A 23801-nucleotide genomic window follows, 5' to 3' on the forward strand; every position below is an offset into this window, starting at 1 on the left:
CGCGATGGCTGACGTGACGCAGGACGTGCTGGTCAAGCGCATCGGCTACGAGGCCGAGCGGATCAATTCCTATGAGCTGATCGCGCGGTCCGGCGGAGAGCTTGCTCCGTTCACCGCCGGCAGCCATATCGACCTGCATCTGCCGAACGGCATGATCCGCAGCTACTCGCTGGTCAACGATCAGCGCGAGCGGCACCGCTATGTGATCGCCGTCAATAAGGATGTCGAGGGCCGGGGCGGCTCCAGCTTCGTCCACGACTCCATGAAGGTCGGCGACATCATGACGATCTTCTGGCCGCGCAACAATTTCGCGCTGCACGAAGAGGCGGAGCATTCGGTCCTGATCGCCGGGGGCATCGGCATCACGCCATTGCTGTCGATGATCCGGCGTCTGGAGGTGCTCGGACGCCGCTGGGAGTTGTTTTACGCCGCGAGGACGCGCGCCGCCGCAGCATTCCTCGACGAGCTCGACACATTCCGATCCGATCTTCATTCCAGGATACATCTCGATTTCGACGATGAGCGATCGGGGCGTCTGTTCGACCTGCCGGCAATTGTCGGAAACGCACAGGCCCACGCGCATCTTTATTGCTGCGGTCCGGTGCCCATGCTCTCGGCATTCGAGGCAGCGGCGGCCGATCGGCCTTCGGATCGCGTGCATGTCGAATATTTCAAGGCGCGGGAAGCGCCGGTCACCGAGGGCGGCTTCGAGGTCAGGCTCGCGCGAAGCAATCGCACGATTGCGGTCGAGCCCGGCAAGACGATTCTCGATGCCTTGCTGGCTGCCGGCATCACCGCGAACTACGCCTGCGCCGAAGGGGTCTGCGGCACCTGCGAGACGCGCGTGCTCGAGGGCATACCCGATCATCGCGACCAGTTTCTGAGCAAGGAAGAGCAGGCGGCGAACACCAGCGTCATGATCTGCTGCTCGGGCGCCAGGTCCCGCACGCTCGTGCTCGATCTCTAGGACGACAACATACGACGGGTGGAAAGAAATGAAGTATCTTTCGCAAATTGCCGCAATGGCTTTGCTGGCCGCTTGCGCCAGTTCGCCCGCGTCGGCGGACGCTGCGCGCTCCCTCAAGATCGGCGTGCTCAACGACGCGTCCGGCCCTTACTCGGACAATGCCGGCGAAGGTTCGGTGACGGCGGCCAAAATGGCCGCCGAGGATTTCATGCGGCTTCATCCCGACTTCAAGGTCGAGATCGTCTCGGCCGATCACCAGAACAAGGCGGATGTCGGCGCCGCAATTGCGCGCCGCTGGATCGACCAGGAGAAGGTCGATGCGGTCGCCGACGTGCCGAACTGGGCTGTCGGGCTCGCCGTCAACGAGGTCGTGCGTGGCAGCAAGGCCGCGCTGATCGCATCGAGCGCGGCGTCCTCTGACCTGACCGGGAAATACTGTTCGCCCAACACGATCCAATGGACGTTCGACACCTGGGCAGCCTCGCACACGATCGGCACCTATCTAGTGCGTCACGGCGGCAAGAAATGGTACTTCATCGCGACCGACAATGCGCTCGGCAAGTCGATGGTGCGCGACGGCACGGCGGTGATCGGCGCCGGCGGCGGCACCGTTTTCGGGTCGGTCAATGTGCCGATCAACAATGCGGACTATGCCTCATTCATCCTGCAAGCCGAGGGCTCCGGCGCTGATGTGATCGCGTTCGCGACCGCCGGCGGCGACACGGTCAGCCTGATCAAGCAATCCGCCGAGTTCGGGCTGAAGCAGAGCGGGCGCACCTTCGCGGCGCTGTTGACCACCACCAACGATGTCGAGTCGAGCGGACTTGCGGTCGGGGAGGGGCTGATCATCACCCAGCCGTTCTACTGGGACCTCAACGATGCCAGCCGTGCCTGGTCGGCCAAATTCAGCGCGCGTCAGCACGGCCAATCGCCGACCGCGTTCCACGCCGGCGTCTACTCCTCCGTGCTTGCCTATCTCAACGCGGCGTTGGCGGCAGGAATCAATGACGCGCCGGCCGTGATCCGGAAGTTGAAGGAGAAGCCGATCGACGACGCCTTGTTCGGGCCGGTCGTGGTGCGCGCGGACGGCCGCGCCATTCACAACATGTACATCTTCAAAGTGAAGAGCCCGAACGCGTCGAAGAGCAAGTGGGACCTGCTGGAGCAGGTCGGCGTGCTGTCCGGGCCGGAGGCGTTTCGGCCGCTCGACCAGGGCGGTTGCTCGCTCGCCGAGCCGCCGAAGAGCAATTGACGACGAGTGCCGAGACCCTCGGATCAACACTTCTCAAACTGACGGACGTCCAGATGCTGGATCAGCTTGAAGCCGACTTCCCCGAGCACACGCCGCGCCCTGTCGATGCGCCAAGGGCGCTCGAGGGGGTCCGTGTGATCGATTTCTCGCATTTCATCGCGGGACCGTTTGCGACCATGATCCTCGCCGACATGGGCGCCGAGGTGATCAAGGTCGAAGCGCCCGGCCGCGGTGACGATTTGCGCCGCTATCCCCCGGTGCATCCCGATCTCAGGCACGGTGCGCCGTTCCTCTGGACCAACCGCAACAAGCGCAGCGTCGCCCTCGATCTCAAATCGCCCGAGGGCCTGAAGGTCGCGCGCGAGCTGATCGCAACGGCGGACGTCCTTGTCGAGAATTTTTCGGCGAGCGTGATGGCCCGGCTGGGGCTCGATTATGAGAGCTGCCGCAAGATCAAGCCCGAAATCATCTATTGCTCGGTGTCGGCCTATGGCCGCGACGGAGCGTTTTCGGACCGGCTCGGCTTCGATCCGATCGCGCAGGTCGAGAGCGGTTTTGTGTCCATGAACGGCTATGCCGACCGCGAGGGTGTGCGCGCATTGTCGCCGGTGATGGATATCAGCACCGCGATGATGGCCAGCAATGCGATCCTTGGCGCGTTGTTCGCACGCGAACGGAGCGGGCAGGGCCAGGCCATCGAGGTGTCGTTGTTCGAGAATGCCGTCCTGATGACCGGCTATGCGACCATGCAGTCGCTTTTCAACAATGCCGATCCGAAGCGAAGCGGCAACACCAGTCCGGATACGTGTCCGTCGGGTGTGTTTCAGGCCAGCGATTGCGCCTTCTATATCAATTGCGGCAACGACAAGATCTTTCAGCGCCTGATGGCGCAGGTTCTCGAACGCGAGGATCTCGCGGCGGCCGAGATCTACGCAACTGGCCCCGACCGAATCCGTCAGCGCGGGGAGCTGTTTGCGATTCTCGGCGATGCCTTTGCCCGGCAGCCCTGGTCGCACTGGCAGTCGCGGATGCGGGCGGCCGGGGTGCCCTGCGGTCAGGTGCGCACCGTCGGCGAGGCGATCCGCTCCGCGGAGGCAAGGGAGCGCGGGATCGTCACGAGGATCCCGCACGAGACGGTTGGTTGGGTGCCGAACGTGAACCTGCCGATCCGCTATTCGCGGACGCCGATCGTCGATCCCGTTGCGGCACCAGCCGTTGGGCAACACACCGAGAATGTGCTGCGCGAGTTGCTCGGCTACGATGAGGCCGAGATCGCGCGCCTTGCCGCAGTCGGGGCCTTCGGCAACCAGCCTTCGCGTCGGGATGCCAAGCCGTGACGGCGCGCGCGCGAGACGAGCGGACGCTGCGTGGCCGTGTGGCTGTGATCGGGATTGGCGAGACGGAATATTATCGCCACGGTGCATCCCCCGACCCGGAATTCAAGCTCGCGCTGAAAGCCATCCTGGCGGCGTGCGAGGATGCCGGACTCGATCCGCGCGAGATCGACGGGTTCTCGTCCTACAGCGACGATCGCAACGAGGCCTCGCGGCTCGCGGCGGCGCTGGGGACGCATCGGTTGCGTTCCGCCACCATGCAATGGGGCGGAGGTGGCGGCGGTTGCTGTGCTGCGGTTGCCAACGCGGCGGCCTCGATCGTCGCGGGCCTCGCCGATTGTGTCGTGGTGTTCCGCTCGCTGGCGCAGGGCCAATATGGCCGGTTCGGACAGGCGGGCGGGATCCACACGGTTTCGGGCGAACGGTCCTACCTGATGCCTTATGGTGTGCTGGCGCCACCGCAGCGTTTTGCCATGCGGGTGCAGCGCTACATGCACGAGCATGGCGTGCGGCAAGAGGCGTTGCGCGCGATTGCGTTGGCCTCGTATCACCATGCCCAGGCCAACCCGCGTGCCGTGATGCACGGCAAGCCGTTGGACGTTGCGAAATACGATGCCTCGCGCTGGATCGTGGAGCCCTTCCATCTCTACGATTGCTGCATGGAAAATGACGGCGCCGCGGCCTTGGTGCTGGTATCGGCGGAGCGCGCCGCGGAATTCCGCCACAAGCCGGCCTATCTGCTCGGAGCTGCGTTCGGATCCGGACATCGCGCGGCCGCGACGGCGCACAACGCGCCGCTCTACGCCACGGCAAGTTTCGACACCGTCGCCCCCGATCTCTACCGCATGGCCGGCGTCGGGCCGTCCGATGTCGGCGTGGTCCAGGCGTACGAGAATTTCACCGGCGGTGTCGTGATGGCGCTGGCGGAGCACGGCTTCTTCAAGCCGGAGGAAGCCAACGACTTCCTGACCTTCGACAATTTGATCGCGCCGTCCGGGCGCTTGCCGCTCAACACCAGCGGCGGCAACCTCGCCGAATGCTACATGCACGGTTTTGAGCTCGTCCTGGAAGCGGTTCGCCAGGTGCGCGGCACGTCGACGAACCAGGCTCGACGCAGCGAGGTCGCAATGGTCATCGGAGGTCCGATGGTCTCTCCCGCGAGCGACCTCATTTTGGGTTCGGAGGCCACCTTATGAGCAACCCGAGCGCGCGCTATCTCCCGGCAGGTTTGCCCATTCCGGTCGCGGAGCCCGACGGCCTGTCCGCGCCCTATTGGGAAGGATTGCGTCAGGGCAAGCTGCTGGTGCAACGCTGCGGCCACTGCAACACCTGGCAGTTCGGACCCGAATGGCTCTGCCACCGCTGCCACGCCTTCGACCCGGCATGGACCGAAGTCGCGCCGCGCGGCCGGATCTACAGCTGGGAGCGCGCGTGGCATCCGTCACATGTGGCGCTGAAGGGGCATGGACCGTACATCGCGGTGCTTGTCGAACTGCCGCATGCCGGGGGCATCCGCATGGTCGGCAATCTGCTCGGCGATCCCGAACAGGCGGTTGCAATCGGCGCCGATGTCGAAGGGGTCTTCGAGCATCACCCGGAGTCGAACCCGCCTTACTCCTTGCTGCAATGGCGCCGGGCGTAGGTTTCTTCGGAGTTACTATCCATCCCTGCGCTTGATACGGGCAATCGATCGCGCGTCTACCGGAGATAGATGGTCCATGGATCGCTGCACCTGTGATCCGTCGCGGGTGACATCTGGTTTGCCTGCTTTCGCGTCAGCGTCGCTGACAGGATGAGCTGCCTGGGTCCTTGTCTCGCGGCAGATGACATGCAATCTTCCGCCCCCGGCAATGCTGTTCGAGAGCAACAAGAACAATAATCCCTCTCGTCCCTCCAATTCTGTCGAGGGCCTGATCATGTCGAACCCTACCCAAGCGACCTCCGCTCCGTGGCGGATAGGCGTCCTGTTCTCGCGAACCGGCTTCATGTCGGTGATCGAGGAGACCCAGTATCAGGGCACGCAGCTTGCGATCGAGGAAGTGAACGAGGCGGGCGGGGTCTGCGGCCGTGAGCTGGTTCCCGTCGCCTACGACCCTGGCTCGGATTCGGCCGCCTATGGCCACTACGCCAAACGGTTGATGGTGGAGGATCAGGTCAGCACTATATTCGGCTGCTACACCTCGTCGAGCCGCAAGGCGGTGCTGCCGGTGGTCGAACGGCTAAACGGCCTGCTGTGGTACCCGACGCTCTATGAGGGTTTCGAGGCGTCGCCGAACGTCATCTACACCGGCGCCTCGCCGAATCAAAACAGCCTCGCGCTGTGTCGCTATTTGATGGATACGTTCGGAACACGATTCTATTTCGTGGGTTCGGACTACATCTATCCGCGCGAGTCCAACCGGGTGATGCGCGAACTGCTGAAGAGCAATGGCGGCTCGGTCGTGGGTGAGCGCTACGTTAATGTCTACGCGCGCTGGCAGGACTTTGTCCCGATCATCCAGGATATCAAGCGGGTCAGGCCCGACGTGATCTTCTCGACCGTCGTGGGGGAGGGCACGGTCTTTCTCTATCAGGCCTACGCGAATGTCGGGCTCGATCCAAAGCAAGTGCCGATCGCCAGCCTCACCACGACGGAAGCCGAAATCGCCGCCATGGGCTTCGATGTCGGCGAAGGACACGTCACCGCGGCGTCCTATTTCCAGGGTGTCGAGGGCAGTGCCAACAACGCGTTTGTGCAGCGTTTCAAGAAACGGTTCGGCGCCGACATCTCCACCAACATGTGCGCCGAGGCATCCTATTTCCAGCTGCATCTGTTTGCGAAGGCGCTCGAGCAGGTCAATTCGCTCGACACCGAAGTGCTCCGCTCGATGGTGTTCGGCACCAGCTTTGATGCACCGCAAGGTGCCGTCACCGTCAACCCGATGTCGGGTCATACCGATCTGTGGACACGCATCGGACGCGCCAACCGCCAGGGACAGTTCGATGTGGTCAGCCAGTCGAAGGAGCCGGTGCATGCGGATCCGTTCCTGATCGGGTATGGTCGTGCAACGCAAACAGGAAGCGTCCAATGAACGAGCAGTCGCGTAAGCCGTCGCTGAGCCGAGACGTCGGCGGACGCAAGACCATGGTTCAGGAACTTGCCGATCTGTCGGCTGTCGTGGTCGCGCCGGTCGACGATCAGGTCGGCATGCTGTTGCGCGAATTGCAGCGGTTCAGGATGCGGGTGCGTCAGGTCTGGCCGATGCCGGAGAGCGTGCCGGCCGATGCCGACGTGGTGTACTGCGAATATTCGCCTGATCTGGCGCGGCGCCTGCCGTGGATCCCCGGCGATGCGCGTTCGGCGCTGGTCGTGATCCTGCCGGCGACGGAAGCCGTTCACGCCGATGCGCTCTGTCATGCAACGCCCAACGCCGTTCTGCCGCGGCCGTTCACGCAGAATGCCGTGTTGTCCAGCCTCGTGCTGGCGCGCAGCCAGTTCAGCTACGAACGGCGGCTGCGCAGCAAGATCGAGAAGCTTGACGACAATCTGCGCTCGATGCGCACGGTGGAACGCGCCAAGGCGATCCTGATGGCGACGCGGCAGATGCCGGAAACCGAAGCCTATGGCTTCATTAGACGACAGGCGATGGATCGTCGCGTGTCGGCAAGCGCGGTCGCTGCGGCGATTGTTGACTCGTTCGAACTGCTTGGCTACGATCATCAACAGTAAGCCCCAATAGCGGGGCCGGCGGCGACAGCGCCGCCTTCGACACAACCGGCAACAAAGCCCTCCCAATGCTCGCGTAAGCGCGCATCGGGAGGGCTTTTTGTTTTTTCAGTCCTGAAGGGAGCTAGGGATGAGCATTTCACGGCGGACTTTGCTGAGGAATACCGCGGCGCTTGGCGCATTTGCCGGCGCCGGACTGCCGCATATCTGGATCAAGAACGCCGACCTCGCTTACGCCGCGGGCGGCGAGATCAAGGTCGGTGTGTTGTTCTCGCTGACGGGAACGACTGCGATCATCGAGGAATCGCTCAACAAGGCGACGCTGCTTGCGATCGAGGAAATCAACGCCGCGGGCGGCATCAAGGGCAGCAAGATCGTGCCGATCGTCGAGGATCCTGCGTCGGATCCGGCAACGTTCTCGGAGAAGGCCCGCAAGCTCGTCGTCGGCGACAAATGCGTGAGCGTGTTCGGCTCCTACACCTCGGCGAGCCGCAAGGCGGTGCTTCCGGTCTTCGAGCGGCAGAACAATCTCTATTGGTATCCGACGCTCTATGAGGGCCGCGAGTGCTCCAAGAACGTCATCTACACCGGCGCGGTGCCGAACCAGCAGCAGGACGAGTTCGTGCCGTGGCTAGTCAAGAAGTTCGGCAAGAAGTTCTATCTGATCGGCTCCAACTACATCTATCCGAAGGAAGAGAACAACTACTGCAAAAAGCTGCTCGAGAAGCTCGGCGGCGAGGTCGTGGCGGAAGAATATGTGCCGCTCGGCCATTCCGAATTCTCTTCCGTCATCAACAAGATCCGCTCGACGCAGCCGAACGTGATCTTCTCCACCGTGGTCGGCGATTCCGTGGTCGCACTGCATCGTCAGTACAAGGCGGCCGGTCTCGATCCCGAGAAGATGCCGATGGCGAGCCTGACGACGTCGGAGAACGAGGTCGCGGCGATGGGCGGAGAGGCGGCTGCCGGTCACTTCACCTCGGCGCCGTACTTCATGGTGCACAAGTCGCCTGAGAACGAGAAATTCGTCGAGGCCTACAAGAAGCGCTGGGGCGCCGACAAGGTGACGCATTTCGTCTCGGAGGCCTGCTACTTCCAGACCTATCTGTTCAAGCAGGCGGTCGAGAAGCTTGCGACCAGCGACCTCACGCCGCCGAACATCCGCGATGCGGTCAAGGGCCAGGAAGTGATCGCGCCGCAGGGCAAGGTGCGGATCGAGCCGGAGAATTTGCACACCTGGCTGTGGCCGAAGATCGCGCAGGCGAAGTCGAACGGCCAGTTCGAGATTCTCGTCGAGGCCAAGGATTGGCTGAAGCCGGTGCCCTATGCGGCCTATCCCGGGCAGTCCTGCACCGAGAAGGGCCTGGTCGAGAAGAGCTGACGGGGGCTGACGACGGCCGTCGGCGTGCGGCGCCGGCGGCCGGCTTCCCGCAACGAAACTGGCCTCTCGCACACATGCGAGGGACGCAGGACGCACCAAACCGAATATCGAAAGCGGATCCCGACGTGGACCAATTCATCGAACAAATCGTCACAGGCCTCAGCATCGGGTCGATCCTGCTGCTGGTGGCGCTCGGCCTGTCGATCATCTACGGCTCGATGGGCATCATCAATCTCGCCCATGGCGAGTTCGTGATGCTTGGCGCTTACGCGGCCTGGGTGTTCCACACCTATCTCGGGCTCGGCCTGCTGGCGAGCCTCGTTCCGATCTTCCTCGTGGTTGCCGCGTTCGGCTGGGTCATCGAGCGCTACGTCCTGAGCCTGCTCAACAACCGGCCGCTCGATACGATCCTCGCCACCTGGGGCGTTGGCATCATGCTGCAGCAGGCGGTGCGACTGATGGTCGGCAGCGAGCTGCGCTATGTGCAGCTGCCGCCGGCGCTGTCCGACAGCATGGACGTGTTCGGCATCCCGATATCGTCGTATCGGGTGTTCCTGTTCGTCGTGTCGATCGCGCTGTTCGGGGCGACCTGGTTGCTCATGAACCGCACCACGGTCGGGATGAAATTGCGCGCCATCATCCAGGACCGCTCGGTCGCCGCCTCGTTCGGCATCAACGCCAAGCGGGTCTATGCATTGACCTTCGCCTATGGCGCGGGGCTTGCCGGACTTGCCGGCGCGCTGGTGTCGCCGCTCAAGAGCGTGTCGCCCGATATGGGCACCGGCTACGTGGTCGACGCCTTCATGGTGGTCGTGCTCGGCGGCGTGCAGAGCCTCGCCGGCACGGTGGCGAGCGCCTTCATCCTCGGCGAGCTCTCCGGCGGCATCGCCTTCCTGCAGAACGACACGGTGGCCAAGACGATCGTGCTGCTCGCCATCGTCGTGCTCATCCGTTTCCGCCCCGAGGGGCTTTTCACCGCACGCGTGCGGGCCTGAGACAGATCGCTCATCTATGCCGTCGAATGCTCCCAACTCCAGCGGATTGCAGCGCCTGATCGCGCAACTTGCACCGTTGCTGATCGTTTCCGCGCTGGTTTTCGCGCTCCCGGTGCTGCTCAACAATGACTTCCTGCTCAACAAGGTCGCGCGCTATCTGGTGCTAGGCATCCTCACGATATCGCTCGGGCTGTCGTGGGGCTTCGGCGGCATCCTGAATCTCGGCCAGGCAATGAGCTTCGGGCTCGGCTCCTACGCGATGGCGATGGCGCTGAAGCTCAAGACCGTGCCGGTGCATACGGGGGCCAGCGGACTGCCGGACTTCATGGTCTGGAACAATGTCCAGCATCTGCCGTGGTTCTGGGAGCCGTTCCGGTCGCTCAGCTTCGCCATCGCTGCAGGCCTGCTCGTGCCGGCGCTGGTTGCAGCAGCACTCGGCTGGTTCATGTTCCGGGGACGGGTCACCGGCGTCTACGTCTCGATCATCACGCTCGCCACCATGGTGGTGATCAATCTCGTGATCATCGACCAGCAGAGCTACACCGGCGGCTTCAACGGCATCACCGATCTCGCCCAGCTCGAGCTGTTTGGCGTCGCGTTCGATGCCTATGGCCGCGCGACCTACTACCTCGTCGCCGGATGTGTGCTGCTCAGTCTGCTGGTGGCCTTTGCCTTCACCAAGTCCCGAGCCGGCCTGATCGTGCAGGCGATCCGCGACCACGAGAGCCGGGTGCGCTACTTCGGCTACGACGTCGCGCTCTACCAGATCTTCGTATTCGCGCTGTCGGCGGCGATCGCAGGCCTCGCCGGCATGCTCTACACGGTGGTGATGGAATTCGCCTCGCCGACCTTCCTCGGCGTGCAGCTCTCGCTCTCGGTGGTGGTGTGGTGCGCGGTCGGCGGCAGGCAGAGCCTGGTCGGTGCGTTCCTCGGCGCGGTGCTGGTCGCGGGCATGCAGGGCGCGCTGTCGGAATCCGCGGCGTTCCTGGAAACCTGGACGCTGGTGATGGGCGCGCTGTTCGTGCTCGTGGTGCTGTTCCTGCCGAAGGGGCTCGCCGGCCTCGCGCAGGCCACCTGGCGCTGGCTTGCCCAGCGCAGACAGGCCGCCAGCGGCGCGGTCGCACGGGGTGTCAGCCAGACGGAGGGCAGCACATGAGCTCCCATCTCGATCTTCGCGACGTCTCGGTCAGCTTCAACGGTTTCAAGGCGCTCAATTCGCTCAACATGAGCGTGCGCAAGGGCGAGCTGCGCTGCCTGATCGGGCCGAACGGCGCGGGCAAGACCACGGCGCTGGACATCATCTGCGGCAAGGTCAGACCGAGCGCCGGCACCGTCAGCTTTGACGGCACCCCACTGCAGGAGCTCGAGGAATACGAGATCGCCCGCGCCGGTGTCGGCCGCAAGTTCCAGGTGCCGAGCGTGTTCCGCGAGCTCTCGGTCAGCGACAATCTCGAAGTGGCGCGCGCGCGCCGTACCTCCGTGTTCGGCAATCTGCGCTGGAACATCGGCAATGCCCGGCGCGACGACATCGAACGTCTCGCCGAACTGGTCGGGCTCACCGAACAGCTCGACCGGCCGGCCGCCTATCTGTCGCACGGCCAGACCCAGTGGCTGGAGATCGGCATGCTGGTCGCCCAGGACGCCGAACTGATCCTGATGGACGAGCCGACTGCCGGCATGACGGCGCAGGAAACCCGCAAGACCGCCGAACTGTTCGTACGGCTGAAGGGCAAGCACACCTTGATCGTGGTCGAGCACGACATGGGCTTCGTCAAGGCAATCGGCGACATCATCTCGGTGATGCATATGGGCCAGATGCTGGCTGAGGGCACCGCAGCGGAGGTGGAGGCGCATCCGGAAGTGCGCCGCGCCTATCTCGGATCGGGAGGCATCAGCCATGCTTGAGCTGACCGACGTCGACGCCTTCTATGGCAACAGCCGCGCCCTGCAGGGCATCAACCTGATGGTCGGCAACGGCGAATTCCTGTCGGTGCTCGGCCGCAACGGCGTCGGCAAGACCACGCTGATGCGCAGCATCCTCGGCCTGATGGACCGGTGCACCGGACGTCTGTCGCTCGACGGCGCCGACATCTCGCCATTGCGGACCTATCAGCGCGCCAAGGCGGGCATTGCCTATGTGCCGCAGGGCCGTGGCATCCTGCCGCGCTTCACCGTGCGGGAGAATTTGACGCTCGGGACCTTCGCGGCGAAATCGGCCAACGGCATCGAGGAATGGGTGCTCGAGCTGTTTCCGGTGCTCAAGGATTTTCTCAATCGCTACGGCGGCAATCTCTCCGGCGGTCAGCAGCAGCAACTTGCGATCGCGCGCGCGCTGCTCGCCCAGCCCAAGGTCATCCTGCTGGACGAGCCGACCGAGGGCATCCAGCCGAATATCGTCGAGCAGATCGAGGACGTGATCGTCAAACTCAATCGTGAGCGCGGCATCACGGTCGTGCTGGTCGAACAGAATGTCGCGTTCGCGCGGCGCGCGTCTCACCGCTTCGCGCTGCTCGAAAAGGGACGCGTCGTCGCCAAGGGCGCGATCGGTGAACTCACCGATGATCTCATCCAGCTGCACATGGCCGTGTAGCGGGAATTATCGTTCAGAAAGGGAGTCGAGACATGTTGCATGGAGATATATCGAGCAGCAAGGACACGGTCGGCGTCGCCGTGGTCAATTACAAGATGCCGCGCCTGCATACCAAGGCCGAGGTGCTGGATAACGCGCGCAACATCGCCAAGATGGTCGAGGGCATGAAGCTCGGTCTGCCGGGCATGGACCTCGTGATCTTCCCGGAATACTCGACCCACGGCATCATGTACGACTCCAAGGAGATGTACGAGACGGCTTCGTCAGTGCCGGGTGAAGAGACCCGCATCTTCGCCGATGCCTGCCGCAAAGCGAAGGTCTGGGGCGTGTTCTCGCTGACCGGCGAGCGCCATGAGGAGCACCCCAACAAGGCGCCGTACAACACGCTGATCCTGATGAACGACAAGGGCGAGATCGTCCAGAAGTATCGCAAGATCATGCCGTGGGTGCCGATCGAGGGCTGGTATCCCGGCGACTGCACCTACGTCTCGGAGGGGCCGAAGGGGCTGAAGATCAGCCTGATCATCTGCGACGACGGCAACTACCCGGAGATCTGGCGTGACTGCGCGATGCGCGGCGCCGAGCTGATCGTCCGCTGCCAGGGCTACATGTACCCGGCCAAGGAGCAGCAGATCCAGATCTCGAAATCGATGGCCTGGGCCAACAACTGCTACGTCGCGGTCGCCAACGCCTCCGGCTTCGACGGCGTCTATTCCTACTTCGGCCATTCCGCGCTCATCGGATTCGACGGCCGGACGCTTGGTGAGTGCGGCACCGAGGAGAACGGCATCCAGTATGCCCAGCTCTCGGTGTCACTGATCCGCGATGCCCGCCGCAACATGCAGTCGCAGAACCATCTCTTCAAGTTGATGCACCGCGGCTATACCGGCCTGATCAACTCCGGAGAAGGCGATCGCGGCCACGCGGTCTGTCCGTACACCTTCTACAAGAACTGGATCACGGACCCCGAAGGTACGCGGGAGATGGTTGAAGCCATGACCCGTCCGACCGTCGGGACCGACGAGTGCCCGATCGAGGGCATTCCGAATCAGAAAGTCGCACATCGTTGATTGGAAAAGCCGAGCTGTGCCGGCGCGATCATTCGCGCCGGTGCGGTTCTGAAACTGTTGCAGCGGGAAACGGGGGTTACCATGAGCAGCGAAGCGAATAGCGGGCTGGTGCATCAGTCCGAAGGGCAGATCGACGACCTTCTCGGCCATGAATTCGAGCACGAGCCGGTGCCGATCAGCGCCCGGCGCAGCGCCTTCTCGGTCACCATGGTGTGGCTGGGCTTTCCGATGATCATCACCGGCGCGATGACCGGTTCGCTGCTGGTGCTGGGCATGGGATTCAAGAATGCGCTGGTTGCGATGATCATCGGCAATCTGATCATGTTCGCCTATGTGGGCGCGCTCGGCCTGATCGGCACCAGGCGCGGCATGAACTTCGCGCTGATCGCCAGCATCGTGTTCGGCAAGAAGGGTTATGTGCTGGCGTCGGGCCTGCTGTCGACCCTGCTGCTCGGCTGGTATGCGGTGCAGACCGGCATCACCGGCGCATTGATCTCCTCGACCTACGGCCTCAACTATGTGGCGATGACCATCGTCGCGGGCGTGCTCTATATCGGCATCACCTTCGTTGGCGTGAAGGGATTGCACTATATCGGGCTGGCGTCGGTGCCGTTGTTTGTGGTCCTCGGCCTCTGGGTCGCGGCCGATGCTGCGTCGACCACGTCGGCAGCGGCGATCTTCAGTTATGCCGGCAATAATGGCGTCGCCAGCATGTCGATGGGTGTTGGCCTCACGGTGGTGCTCGCGCTGTTCATCGACGCAGGCACGGTGACCGCGGACTTCAACCGCTGGGCGCCGAGTCCGGGGGCATCGCTGTTTGCGACGTTCAGCGCGTTTCCGTTCGCCAATCTGGTGGCGATGCTGGTCGGCGGCGTGATGACGGCGGCGCTTGCGGTGCCGAATGCCAACCCGTTCGGCGTCGACAACATGTTCGGCTACATGAACGGCAAGCAGCTGACCTGGCTCAGCATTCTCGCGTTCATCTTCCTCTACGCCAATCTCGGCTCGGTCTGCTCGCACTGTCTTTACAATGCGGCCACCGGCTGGTCGCGTATCCTCGGGACCAACATGCGGCTGATGGCCGTGATCCTCGGCGCCATCGGCATCGTGGTTGCCGCGGGGAATGTCTGGGCATTCTTCATCCAGTGGCTATCTCTGCTCGGCATCCTCGTGCCGCCGATCGGCGCGATCATCCTGGTCGATCAGTATTTGTTGCGCACCGGGGCGCGTGCGGACGCGGATTGGCGTGCGAAGCCGTTCATTGCCTGGGGCATCGGGTCGCTGTGCGCCTTTGCGGTTGAAAATCTGATGCCGGGGTTGTCCACTGCGATATCAGCCGCGCTGGTCGCCGGCATCGTGTACGGGGCGATCGCACGGGTGGAATCTTCCACCGAAAAGGTGGCGCGTCCTGCGTAAGCGACAAGCTCGATCAAGCAAGAAGGATACATCAATGAGCGTCGACTATCAGATCTATGATCTCGGCAATCTGACCTTGCAGCGCGGTGCGACCCTCCGCGACGGCAAGCTCGCCTACAAGACGTTTGGCCAGCTCAACGCGGCCAAGGATAACGTGATCGTCTATCCGACCTGGTACTCCGGCCAGCACTACGACAATGAATGGCTGATCGGGCCGGGCATGGCGCTCGATCCCGCGAAGTACTTCATCATCATTCCCAATATGCTGGGCAACGGCCTGTCTTCGTCGCCGAGCAATACGCCGGAGCCCTATAACGGGCCACGTTTTCCGCAGGTGACGGCCTACGACAATGTCCGCGGCCAGCATCGGCTGGTGACCGAGAAATTCGGCATCAAGCACATCCGCCTGGTCGTCGGCTGGTCGATGGGCGCGTTGCAAACGTTCCATTGGGGCGCGCTCTATCCTGACATGATGGATCTGCTGGCGCCGTTCTGCGGCTCGGCGAAATGCTCGCGCCACAACTACGTGTTCCTCGAAGGCGTCAAGGCCGCGCTCACGGCGGATGCGGCATGGAAGGAGGGCTGGTACACCGACAAGCCGGCCCGCGGCCTGCGCGCCGCCGCGCGGGTCTATGCCGGCTGGGGCTTTTCGCAGGCGTTCTATCGCGAGCAGCTCGATATCAAGACGCTGGGCTATTCGTCACTGGAGGATTTCCTGGTGGCGTTCTGGGAGGGCTTCTTCCTGCCGAAGGATGCCAACAATTTGCTCACCATGCTGTGGACCTGGCAGAACGGCGACATCAGCGACAACGAAATCTACAAGGGCGATTTCGAGGCCGCGCTGAAAGCCATCAAGGCCAAAGCGTATGTCATGCCGGGTCAGACCGATCTCTATTTCCCCACTGAGGATAGCGAGTTCGAGGTCGCGAACATGCCGAACGCCAAGTTCGTGCCGGTGCCGTCGATCTGGGGCCACTTCGCGGGCGGGCCGGGGACAAATCCGGTCGATGTCGCCTTCATCGATACCAAGCTCAAGGAATTGCTCGCATCGTGATGCCTATCGATTGCGAACGGCGGCCTGCGCGATCATGGGAGGCGTGAGCTTGTCCAATCCCGCTTTGCTGCTCGACCAGTACCGCATCCGCCAGGAGCCGTACTACCGGCCGCTCAAGGATGAGGTCGAACTGTTTGGTGCAGCGTATGCGAACCGCATGCCGGTGATGCTGAAAGGCCCCACCGGCTGCGGCAAAACCCGCTTCATCGAGTACATGGCCTGGCGGCTCGGCCGCCCGCTCATCACGGTCGCCTGTCACGAGGACATGACGGCAGCGGATCTGGTGGGACGGTGGCTGCTGGATGCGGAGGGTACCGTATGGAGCGACGGGCCGCTGACGACGGCCGTGCGGCTTGGCGCGATCTGCTACCTCGACGAGATCGTCGAGGCGCGTCAGGACACGACGGTCGTGATCCATCCGTTGACCGACGATCGGCGTGTGCTGCCGCTGGAGAAGCGTGGCGAGCTGATCCACGCGCATTCCGACTTCCAGCTCGTGATTTCCTACAATCCGGGCTACCAGAGCGCGATCAAGGACCTCAAGGAATCCACCAAGCAGCGCTTCGCGGCGCTGGATTTCAGTTACCCCGACCGGTCGGCGGAAACCGAGGTGGTGTCGCGCGAGGCCGGCATCGAACCCACTCTCGCCGATCTGCTGGTGAAGATTGCCCAGCACAGCCGCAACCTGAAGGGTCAGGGGCTCGACGAAGGCGCATCGACCCGGATGCTGGTCAATGCCGGCCGCTTGATCGGATGCGGCATCAGCCTCGAAAAGGCCTGCGAGACCACGATCGTCGTTCCCTTGACCGATGATGCGGACACCAGGAACACGTTGCGTGACGTGATTTCGGCCTCTGCGTAAACGGAAACTCGGAGGTGGCGGTCGCGCAAATCAGTTCGCTCGATGGCTTCCGATCCGGGCGCCGGCTTGCGGCCCTCTTGCGCGGCCACGATGAGATCGCCCTGGCGGTGCAGGCGGCGCGGGCCGTCTTGCACCGGATCGGTTCGTTCGATCGTCTGGCGGCCTGGGACGAGGCGGTGCACGACCTGTTCGAGGCCAACCTCGGCCAGGCCGTGCTTCTGGGCTTTCTAAAACTATCGGAGCAATGGCCGGCGCTGCGATCGACCGATGATCTGATCGCGATCGGACGCGCCGCAGGCGATATCGGCCGCAGCGCCGGAAGCCGCGTTGCCCATGCCTTGCTGACCGAATTGTCCAAAGTGCTGCCGCGGCTTGCGGGCGCCGGAGAACTCACCGCCGTTCTTGCTGCGCTTGGCCAACTCGCAGATGCAGGCCCGGAATCGGTAGGCCTTGCGATCGGCCGGCTGGAGCCGCTGTTCGCGCATGCCGGGGCCGACGAATTTTCCGCCTGGGTTTCGGCCGGCTTGCGCGCAAGCGGCGGCCGCGCATCGCGCCGGCGCGCCTATTTCGCGCTAGACGAACCGCTCTCGGTGCGGCTGTTCGCGGTCGGCCGAACCGGCGATGATTTCGCACGGCTGGAGAAGCGCCTCGCCGCAACCACGATCGCGCTCTGGAGCAGGAAGCCGCGTTTCCGCAAGCTTGCCGTTGCGCCGACGCCGGTGCCACGGCGCGCCTCGCTCGTCGCCGGCCTGATCGGGCTCCCGGAGACCTTCCCCGGTTTCGCGGGCGAGGCGGCAGATGCCATCTTTCTCGCCGCGGTCGCGCATGCCGGTGCGCATCTCGTGCATTCCACGGTCCGCTTTCCCGTGGGGCGGCTGAAGGCACTGCAGATCGCGCTGGTCTCGCTGATCGAGGATGCCAGGGTCGAGACGCTGGCGCTTCGCGAGATGCCCGGGCTGCGACGGCTGTGGCTGCCGTTCCACACCGCGACGCCAGCTGGCCAGGCAACTGCCGCCGGACTGATGATGCGGCTGGCGCGGGCGCTGATCGATCCGGACTATCAGGACCCGGATGCGTGGGTGAGCAAGGGGCGGGCTCTGTTTGCCGAAGCCGCCGACCGCTGGATTGATCCGGCCATCAGCCGCGAGATCGGCGGGTTGCTCGGCAACGACATCGGGCAGATGCGGCTGCAGTTCAACGCCAGGAGCTATGTCGTCGAACCGGCCTATCGCGATGATAATCTGGCGCTGTGGGATTTTGGCGATCAGCCGGACAGCCCGACCGAGACGATCGAGCTTGCGGTCGATTCCGTCCGGATCGAGCGCCGCGACGACGCCGATGGGCAGTCCACCGACAACAACGCAAAGCCCGACGAGACGCTGCGCGCGAAGGCCGCAGCGGTCACGCTGCTGGACGGATTTCCGGTCGCGACCTACCCGGAATGGGACTATGCCGCGCGCACCGAGCGAGCCGACTGGACCACGATCCTGGAGGCTGACGCAGCGGTTTCCGCACAGCCGTTCGACCCTTCGACAGATGCCGAGGCGATGCGCTGGATCACCGAGTTGACCCGCGACGCTTCGATCGGCCGCCGCATCAGACACAAGGGCCAGCGTGACGGCGAAGCGCTCGACATCGACGCGGCGATCGCACTGACGATCGAGCGCCGTGCCGGCAGTATCAGTGAGCCCAGGGTCTATCAGCGCGATGCGCCGGGACCGCGTGATCTTGCCGTTCTGCTGCTGTTGGACCTGTCGCAATCGACTGCGGACCGTGATTGTCGCGGCCGGACGGTTCTCGACGTCGAGCGTAAGGCCGCCGCGATCATGGCGACGGCGGTCGAGGCCGCCAATGATGCGATCGCGGTGCACGGCTTCAGCTCCGACGGCCGCGAGCGCGTGCGCTATCTCCGCATCAAGGGCTTCGACGAGCCGATGGACGCCGTCGTGCGTTCGCGTCTTGCGGGCCTTGGCAGCAGCCATTCCACCCGGCTCGGTGCCGCGTTGCGTCACGCCGGGGGCTACCTCGCGGGGCGGCGTGCGTTCCGCAAGGTGCTGCTAGTTCTGACCGATGGCGAGCCATCCGACGTCGATGTGCCCGATCCGCAATATCTCGTGGAGGACGCGCGCCGTGCCGCTCAGCAGTTGCGGCGGCGCGGCACCGATATTTTTGCCTTCGGCATCGGTGAGGACAGATTTCCCCAGCTCGATCGCATTTTCGGCGAGCGCCACGCTCTCCGGGTGCCCCGTATCGAGGTTTTGCCGCAACGGGTGATGCAGCTTTATGCGGAACTGAAGAAATAGGGCTGCCATCCCGGGCGGGCTCGGACCCTGTTCCGCGGGCCTACGCACCGCTGTCACACTTCGACGCTAACGTTGCAGATTGGACACAGTCGCCCGCCTGGGAAACAATCGACGCGGATACGATGAGCATTGGATATCTTTCGAGGGGCTTGGCAGGGCGCCCCTCAGACGCTCGTCGGTTGTGCGTTTTGATCTGCCTCTGCATGCTGGGCGCGGGCGGCGATGTCGCGATGGGGCAGGAGAGCCCGATCGCTCCTGCGCCGCGCCTCACGTTCGATATTCCGTCGCAACCCCTGACATCCGCACTGGAAAGCTATGGCGCCACGTCGCGGCGTGAGGTGCTTTACGACGCGCGGCTTGCGACTGGCCGGCTCTCAAGCGAGGTGCGGGGCGTTTTCGCGCCGTCCGAGGCTTTGCAGATCCTGCTCGATGGCACCGGCCTTGTCGGCCGCCTGACGTCGGAGAATGCCGTGGTGATCGTGCCTTCGGCTCCGGCTGCCGGTCAGCCGACGACGCCCGACGTCGATGCACGAAAAGGCGATCCAGTCGTTCGCGCGCGCTATTATGCCGTGGTGCAGGAGCGCGTTCGGGACGCCTTCTGCAGGGACATTCTGCTGCGGCCGGGCCGCTATCGGATCGCCGTGCAGTTCTGGATCGCTCCAACGGGATCCGTGCAACAGACCAGACTTTTGAGCAAGACAGGCGATGACCGCGTCGACCGCGCGATCGAGGCGACGCTTCGCGGATTGAGAATGAACGAGGCGCCTCCGCCCGGCATCTCGCAACCCCTCACGATGGTCGTTGCGCCGCGTCCGTCGGAACGGACGCTGGACTGTGCCGGTATCGACGCAATCCGGACCACCGGTGGGGTGAATTGAGCGTGCCGCAATGAGCGACGCAACCCGGACCATGTTGCGCAGCTTCCTGGCTGCCCGTTACGACGATCTCAAGCTGCGGCTGAGCCGTCGTCTCGGATCGGCAGAGCTTGCCAGCGATGCGTTGCAGGACACCTATGTGCGTCTCGGGCGGGCCGAGGTGGCGGGGTCGGTGCAAAGTCCGGCCGCCTATCTGTTCCGCATGGCCTTCAACGTCGCAATCGACCGGCAGCGGGCCGAGAAACGGCGTCTGGCGCGCAATGAGGTTCAGGATCTGCTTCATATTGTGGATGATGCGCCGGGGCCGGGTCAGATCACGGAGGCCCGCTTCGAGATCGAGGCGCTGGAGAAGGCGATCGCGGAACTGACACCGCGCCGCCGGGTCATCCTGTTGGCGGCACGGCTTCAGGGCATGCCGCAGCGGGAAATTGCCAGCCGGCTAGGGGTCTCGTTGCGCCTGGTTGAGAAGGAACTCCGCCTCGCCCAGGAACATTGCGCGCTGAAACTGGGAAAATAGTTGTGCGGTTGATGGCTATCGCGAACGTCAAGTGGATAGGCGGACGGTTCGGCCGCGGAGGCTGCCGTTTGCGCGCGCGGCGAGGCAAGTCCGCATGACGACGTACGAAGGCGGCAAATCGACGATAGGGCTCGGCGCGATGGAGCGGGAGGCACATGCCTGGGTGAGGCGCTTGACGTCCGGAGACGCGACGGTCGAGGACGCCGAGGCATTCCAGCTGTGGCGCCAGCAGAGCGCTGCCCATGCGATTGCCTTTGCCAGGGCTAGCAAGCTTTGGGAGACGGTTGGCCAAGCCGGCCATAACCTCCGGTATGACCCCGCGTCGCTGGGCGTGTTGCTTGATGGTGAGGCAAAGCGGGTGATGACCCGCAGGCTGGTGCTTGGCGGGGGACTTGCGACTGCCGCTGCTGCCGTCGGAGCGGTGACGCTGCGGCCCCCGCTCGAACTCTGGCCGTCATGGTCCGAGTTCGCAGCCGACTACCGGACCGGTACGGGAGAGCAGCGCAAGGTTGCCTTGAGCGACAATGTGTCGATCAACCTCGACACACGAACCAGCATCGCGCTGCGCCCGGATCACGGCGACACCAGCCGGATCGAGTTGATCACGGGACAGGCATCGATCGCGACGGCCCCGCAGCAGTCCCGACCCGTGACGGTGATCGCGTCCAGCGGTCAAACGGTTGCATCGCAAGCCTCATTCGACGTGCGCTACCTCGGAGCCGAGGTGCGTGTCACCTGTCTCGGCGGCGAGGTTCGCGTCGAGCATGAGGGAAACGCCCGTACCGTTCGTGAAAGGCAGCAGATCGCCTATGACGAGAGGCGCATGAGCGACATCGTCGCAATCGATCCGGCCGTCGAGGCGGCCTGGCAAGAGGGATTGCTGATCTTCCGTTACACGCCACTGCCCAAGGTGGTGGAGGAGGTGAACCGGTACCGGTCGGGCCGAATCTTCATCGTCAATGCCGAGCTCAACGCCCATCTGATCAACGGCCGCTTCCATATCGATCGGATCGACGAGGTTCTCCTGCAGCTCGAACAAGCCTTTGGCGTCAAAGCCAAAACACTTCCCGGCGGCATTGTGCTGCTCAGCTGAGGAGGCTCCCCGCGGCCTTGCAAAAAATTCTGAGTCCGGCGTGCGGGTCGGCCCATTCGGGATCGTCACAGCCGCGAGGGTCTCGGTACTGGCGCTGAGACGCGAAATCTTCGGCTGTCGTCGCCCGGCGCAAGAAAGCGATTCCATGGTTCCCCGCCTCTCCAGGTCTCTCACCCGCGCGACCGTTCGCACTGCATTGTTCGGCAGCGTTAGCGTCGTGGCACTTCTCGCCAATACGCCGGTGGTCGCGCGCCCGTTTGGATCGAGCTGGACGGTGTCACCGTCAGCCGCGGCGATGGCGGCTTCACAGTCGGCAGCGCAGGACGCGGCAGCAGCCGGCAAGCAAGGGCAGAATGCGATGGCGCGGGCCACGCGCGCGATCCAGGCGATCCAGGGCCTGCAGAACGCAGCGCGCGCCGCTGCGCAGACTTCGCAGCGTTCGGTGACGTTGCCGCAGGTATCGGTGCCCAACGGCCTTGCGCCCGGCGGCCTGCAGGTGGCGCCGGGATGGCAGGGCGCGAATGCGCCGACGCAGGCGATCGATGCCGCCGGCCAGACCCAGGTCGGCATCGCACAGACCAAGGCGCAGGCGATCCTCAACTGGAATTCATTCAACGTCGGCGCACGCACCACGCTGACCTTCGACCAGCAAGGCCATGCGAACTGGGTGGCGCTCAACCGCGTCGTCGGCAGCACCGCGCCGAGCCAGATCCTCGGCAATATCAAGGCCGACGGCTCGGTCTATGTGGTCAATCAGAACGGCATCATCTTCGGCGGTGCGAGCCAGGTGAATGTCGGCTCGCTGATCGCCTCGACCGCCAACATCACCGATACCCAGTTCCTCAACAACGGCATCTACTCGCAGCAGGCAAGTGGCAAATACGTGCCGAGCTTCACCGATGCCCGCGGTGCCGTGAGGGTCGAGGCCGGCGCGCTGATCTCGACCAATGCGCCGTCCTCGGTGACGCAGGGCGGTGGCTTCGTCTTGCTGATGGGAACCGAGGTCAGCAATGCCGGATCGATCAGCGCACCGCGAGGTCAGGTGCAGCTCGCCGCCGGCAACGACTTTCTGCTGCGGCCGGGTTACAGCACGGACGCCAACCAGGCCTCGACCACGCGCGGCAACGAAATCTCGCCGATCGTGCGCGACGCGATCGCGGCCGTCGGCAATTCCGGCCTGATCTTCGCCCAGCAAGGCGACATCACGCTTGCAGGCCGCAGCATCACCCAGGACGGGGTGCTTGTCGCCACGACCTCGGTCAACACCCGCGGCACCATCCATCTCCTGAACGCAGCCTCCGATGCCGCGGGCAGCATCACGCTCGCCAGCGGCAGCCTGACCGCGATCCTGCCCGAGCTCGATAGCAGCGACACCGCGCTCGACAGCCAACGCAGCCAGTTGGTCGCCGATTCCAAGGCCTTCACCCACGCCCCGATCGCCAACGCACAGTTCGATAACCTCTCGCTGCTTTCTGACCGGCTCGACCAGGGACGTATCGAGATCGTCAGCGGCGGCAGCGTCAACTTCAAGGACGGCTCGACCACGCAGGCGCAAGGCGGCCAGGTGGCGGTCAGCGCCGGCCGCCGCGTCTTCGCCGAGAGCGGATCGATCATCGACGTCTCGGGCGTGCGCGGCGTGCTGCTGCCGATGTCGACCAACAACCTCCTGATCAACGTGCAAGGCAACGAGCTGCGCGACTCGCCGGTCAATCGTGATCGGGACAATCTGAAGAACGCTGACGTCTGGATCGACGCGCGCGATCTGGTGCTGGTGCCGGCGGGCACCGGCGGCTATGCGACCGACCGCTACTATACGCCGGGTGGCCTGCTCGAGGTCTCGGGATATCTCGCCAATACCGCCCACCGGATCGGCGAATGGGCCGCGGTCGGCGGCACCGTCACGCTGTCGGCGCAGGAAGTCGTCGCGCAAAAGGGGGCGGTGTTCGACGTCTCCGGCGGCTCGGTCAGCTATCAGGGCGGCTACATCCGCACCACCAACTTCCTTGGCGCGGACGGCCGTCTCTACAGCGCCAACCAGGCCCGCGCCGATATGCAGTTCTTCGGCTTCGGCGCGGGTTTCATTCGCGAGCACATGCTCGGCGGCAAGGTCGCGCCGAACCTGACCGAGATCTGGACCAGCCCATTCGGCAAGGGCCGCGTGACGACCCGCTGGGAGGACGGCTACACCATCGGCCGTGACGCCGGCTCTCTCGTCCTGTCCACGCCGACGGCAGTCTTCGAAGCTGACATTGTCGCTGATGTCGTCAACGGCTCACGCCAGACGACGGCGCGGCCGGACGGCACCACCGACGGCTACAAGCTGTCCCAGAATGTCGCGCCGCTCCAGGGCAAGCTCGCGCTCGGTGGCTATTCGGGGCTTGGCCTC

At 64.1% G+C, this 23801-nt stretch carries 21 protein-coding genes; all 21 read left to right on the forward strand.

What is annotated here, in order from left to right; all coding sequences use genetic code 11:
- The first annotated feature begins 4 nt into the window (after positions 1–4).
- Positions 5–967 (forward strand): PDR/VanB family oxidoreductase, encoded by a 963-nt coding sequence (locus Q0030_RS14550; RefSeq protein ID WP_298367967.1) that lies wholly within the window; start codon positions 5–7, stop codon positions 965–967.
- A 28-nt stretch (positions 968–995) separates the two neighbouring features.
- A complete protein-coding gene (locus Q0030_RS14555; RefSeq protein WP_298367969.1) occupies positions 996–2219 on the forward strand; it encodes an ABC transporter substrate-binding protein in 1224 nt (407 codons plus the stop codon).
- 53 nt (positions 2220–2272) lie between these two features.
- Positions 2273–3556 carry a CoA transferase gene (locus tag Q0030_RS14560; RefSeq protein ID WP_298367972.1) on the forward strand — a complete coding sequence of 428 codons (1284 nt, stop codon included), beginning with the start codon at positions 2273–2275 and terminating at the stop codon, positions 3554–3556.
- Positions 3553–4749, forward strand: coding sequence for an acetyl-CoA acetyltransferase (locus Q0030_RS14565; RefSeq protein WP_298367973.1), 1197 nt, complete (start codon positions 3553–3555; stop codon positions 4747–4749). Before Q0030_RS14560 ends, Q0030_RS14565 begins: the two co-directional genes overlap by 4 nt.
- A complete protein-coding gene (locus Q0030_RS14570) occupies positions 4746–5195 on the forward strand; it encodes an OB-fold domain-containing protein (RefSeq protein ID WP_298367975.1) in 450 nt (149 codons plus the stop codon). The genes Q0030_RS14565 and Q0030_RS14570 overlap by 4 nt, the downstream gene beginning before the upstream one ends.
- Before the next feature lie 274 nt (positions 5196–5469).
- Positions 5470–6624, forward strand: coding sequence for a transporter substrate-binding domain-containing protein (locus Q0030_RS14575; RefSeq protein WP_198961004.1), 1155 nt, complete (start codon positions 5470–5472; stop codon positions 6622–6624).
- Positions 6621–7262 carry an ANTAR domain-containing protein gene (locus tag Q0030_RS14580; RefSeq protein WP_092125390.1) on the forward strand — a complete coding sequence of 214 codons (642 nt, stop codon included), beginning with the start codon at positions 6621–6623 and terminating at the stop codon, positions 7260–7262. Before Q0030_RS14575 ends, Q0030_RS14580 begins: the two co-directional genes overlap by 4 nt.
- 127 nt (positions 7263–7389) lie before the next feature.
- On the forward strand, positions 7390–8640 hold the full coding sequence (locus tag Q0030_RS14585; protein WP_173641995.1) for a transporter substrate-binding domain-containing protein: 1251 nt from the start codon (positions 7390–7392) through the stop codon (positions 8638–8640).
- 125 nt (positions 8641–8765) lie between these two features.
- Positions 8766–9635, forward strand: a complete 870-nt coding sequence (urtB, locus tag Q0030_RS14590) for an urea ABC transporter permease subunit UrtB (protein WP_298367989.1) — start codon at positions 8766–8768, stop codon at positions 9633–9635.
- 16 nt (positions 9636–9651) lie between these two features.
- Positions 9652–10791: an urea ABC transporter permease subunit UrtC gene (urtC, locus tag Q0030_RS14595; protein ID WP_298367991.1), complete on the forward strand. Its 1140-nt coding sequence runs from the start codon at positions 9652–9654 to the stop codon at positions 10789–10791.
- Positions 10788–11540: an urea ABC transporter ATP-binding protein UrtD gene (urtD, locus tag Q0030_RS14600; protein ID WP_298367993.1), complete on the forward strand. Its 753-nt coding sequence runs from the start codon at positions 10788–10790 to the stop codon at positions 11538–11540. Before urtC ends, urtD begins: the two co-directional genes overlap by 4 nt.
- Positions 11533–12225: an urea ABC transporter ATP-binding subunit UrtE gene (gene urtE / locus Q0030_RS14605; protein ID WP_298367995.1), complete on the forward strand. Its 693-nt coding sequence runs from the start codon at positions 11533–11535 to the stop codon at positions 12223–12225. The genes urtD and urtE overlap by 8 nt, the downstream gene beginning before the upstream one ends.
- A gap of 32 nt (positions 12226–12257) precedes the next feature.
- On the forward strand, positions 12258–13295 hold the full coding sequence (locus tag Q0030_RS14610) for an aliphatic amidase (protein ID WP_092125395.1): 1038 nt from the start codon (positions 12258–12260) through the stop codon (positions 13293–13295).
- Between the two features lie 81 nt (positions 13296–13376).
- Entirely contained in the window at positions 13377–14711 is a 1335-nt protein-coding gene (locus Q0030_RS14615) for a cytosine permease (protein ID WP_298367998.1), read from the forward strand.
- A 34-nt stretch (positions 14712–14745) separates the two neighbouring features.
- Positions 14746–15765 (forward strand): alpha/beta fold hydrolase, encoded by a 1020-nt coding sequence (locus Q0030_RS14620; protein WP_298368000.1) that lies wholly within the window; start codon positions 14746–14748, stop codon positions 15763–15765.
- Positions 15766–15814: 49 nt separating this feature from the next.
- Positions 15815–16627 (forward strand): CbbQ/NirQ/NorQ/GpvN family protein, encoded by an 813-nt coding sequence (locus tag Q0030_RS14625; protein WP_298368002.1) that lies wholly within the window; start codon positions 15815–15817, stop codon positions 16625–16627.
- A gap of 14 nt (positions 16628–16641) precedes the next feature.
- A complete protein-coding gene (locus tag Q0030_RS14630) occupies positions 16642–18930 on the forward strand; it encodes a VWA domain-containing protein (RefSeq protein WP_298368004.1) in 2289 nt (762 codons plus the stop codon).
- 203 nt (positions 18931–19133) lie between these two features.
- Positions 19134–19808, forward strand: a complete 675-nt coding sequence (locus Q0030_RS14635; protein WP_298368006.1) for a TonB family protein — start codon at positions 19134–19136, stop codon at positions 19806–19808.
- A 10-nt stretch (positions 19809–19818) separates the two neighbouring features.
- Entirely contained in the window at positions 19819–20322 is a 504-nt protein-coding gene (locus Q0030_RS14640) for an RNA polymerase sigma factor (RefSeq protein WP_176532285.1), read from the forward strand.
- 94 nt (positions 20323–20416) lie between these two features.
- Positions 20417–21415, forward strand: a complete 999-nt coding sequence (locus tag Q0030_RS14645) for a FecR domain-containing protein (RefSeq protein ID WP_298368009.1) — start codon at positions 20417–20419, stop codon at positions 21413–21415.
- 145 nt (positions 21416–21560) lie between these two features.
- On the forward strand, positions 21561–23801 hold a 2241-nt coding region (locus Q0030_RS14650), incomplete at its 3' end, for a filamentous hemagglutinin N-terminal domain-containing protein (RefSeq protein ID WP_298368011.1).

It is taken from the genome of uncultured Bradyrhizobium sp., assembly GCF_947648125.1.
GTDB lineage: Bacteria > Pseudomonadota > Alphaproteobacteria > Rhizobiales > Xanthobacteraceae > Bradyrhizobium.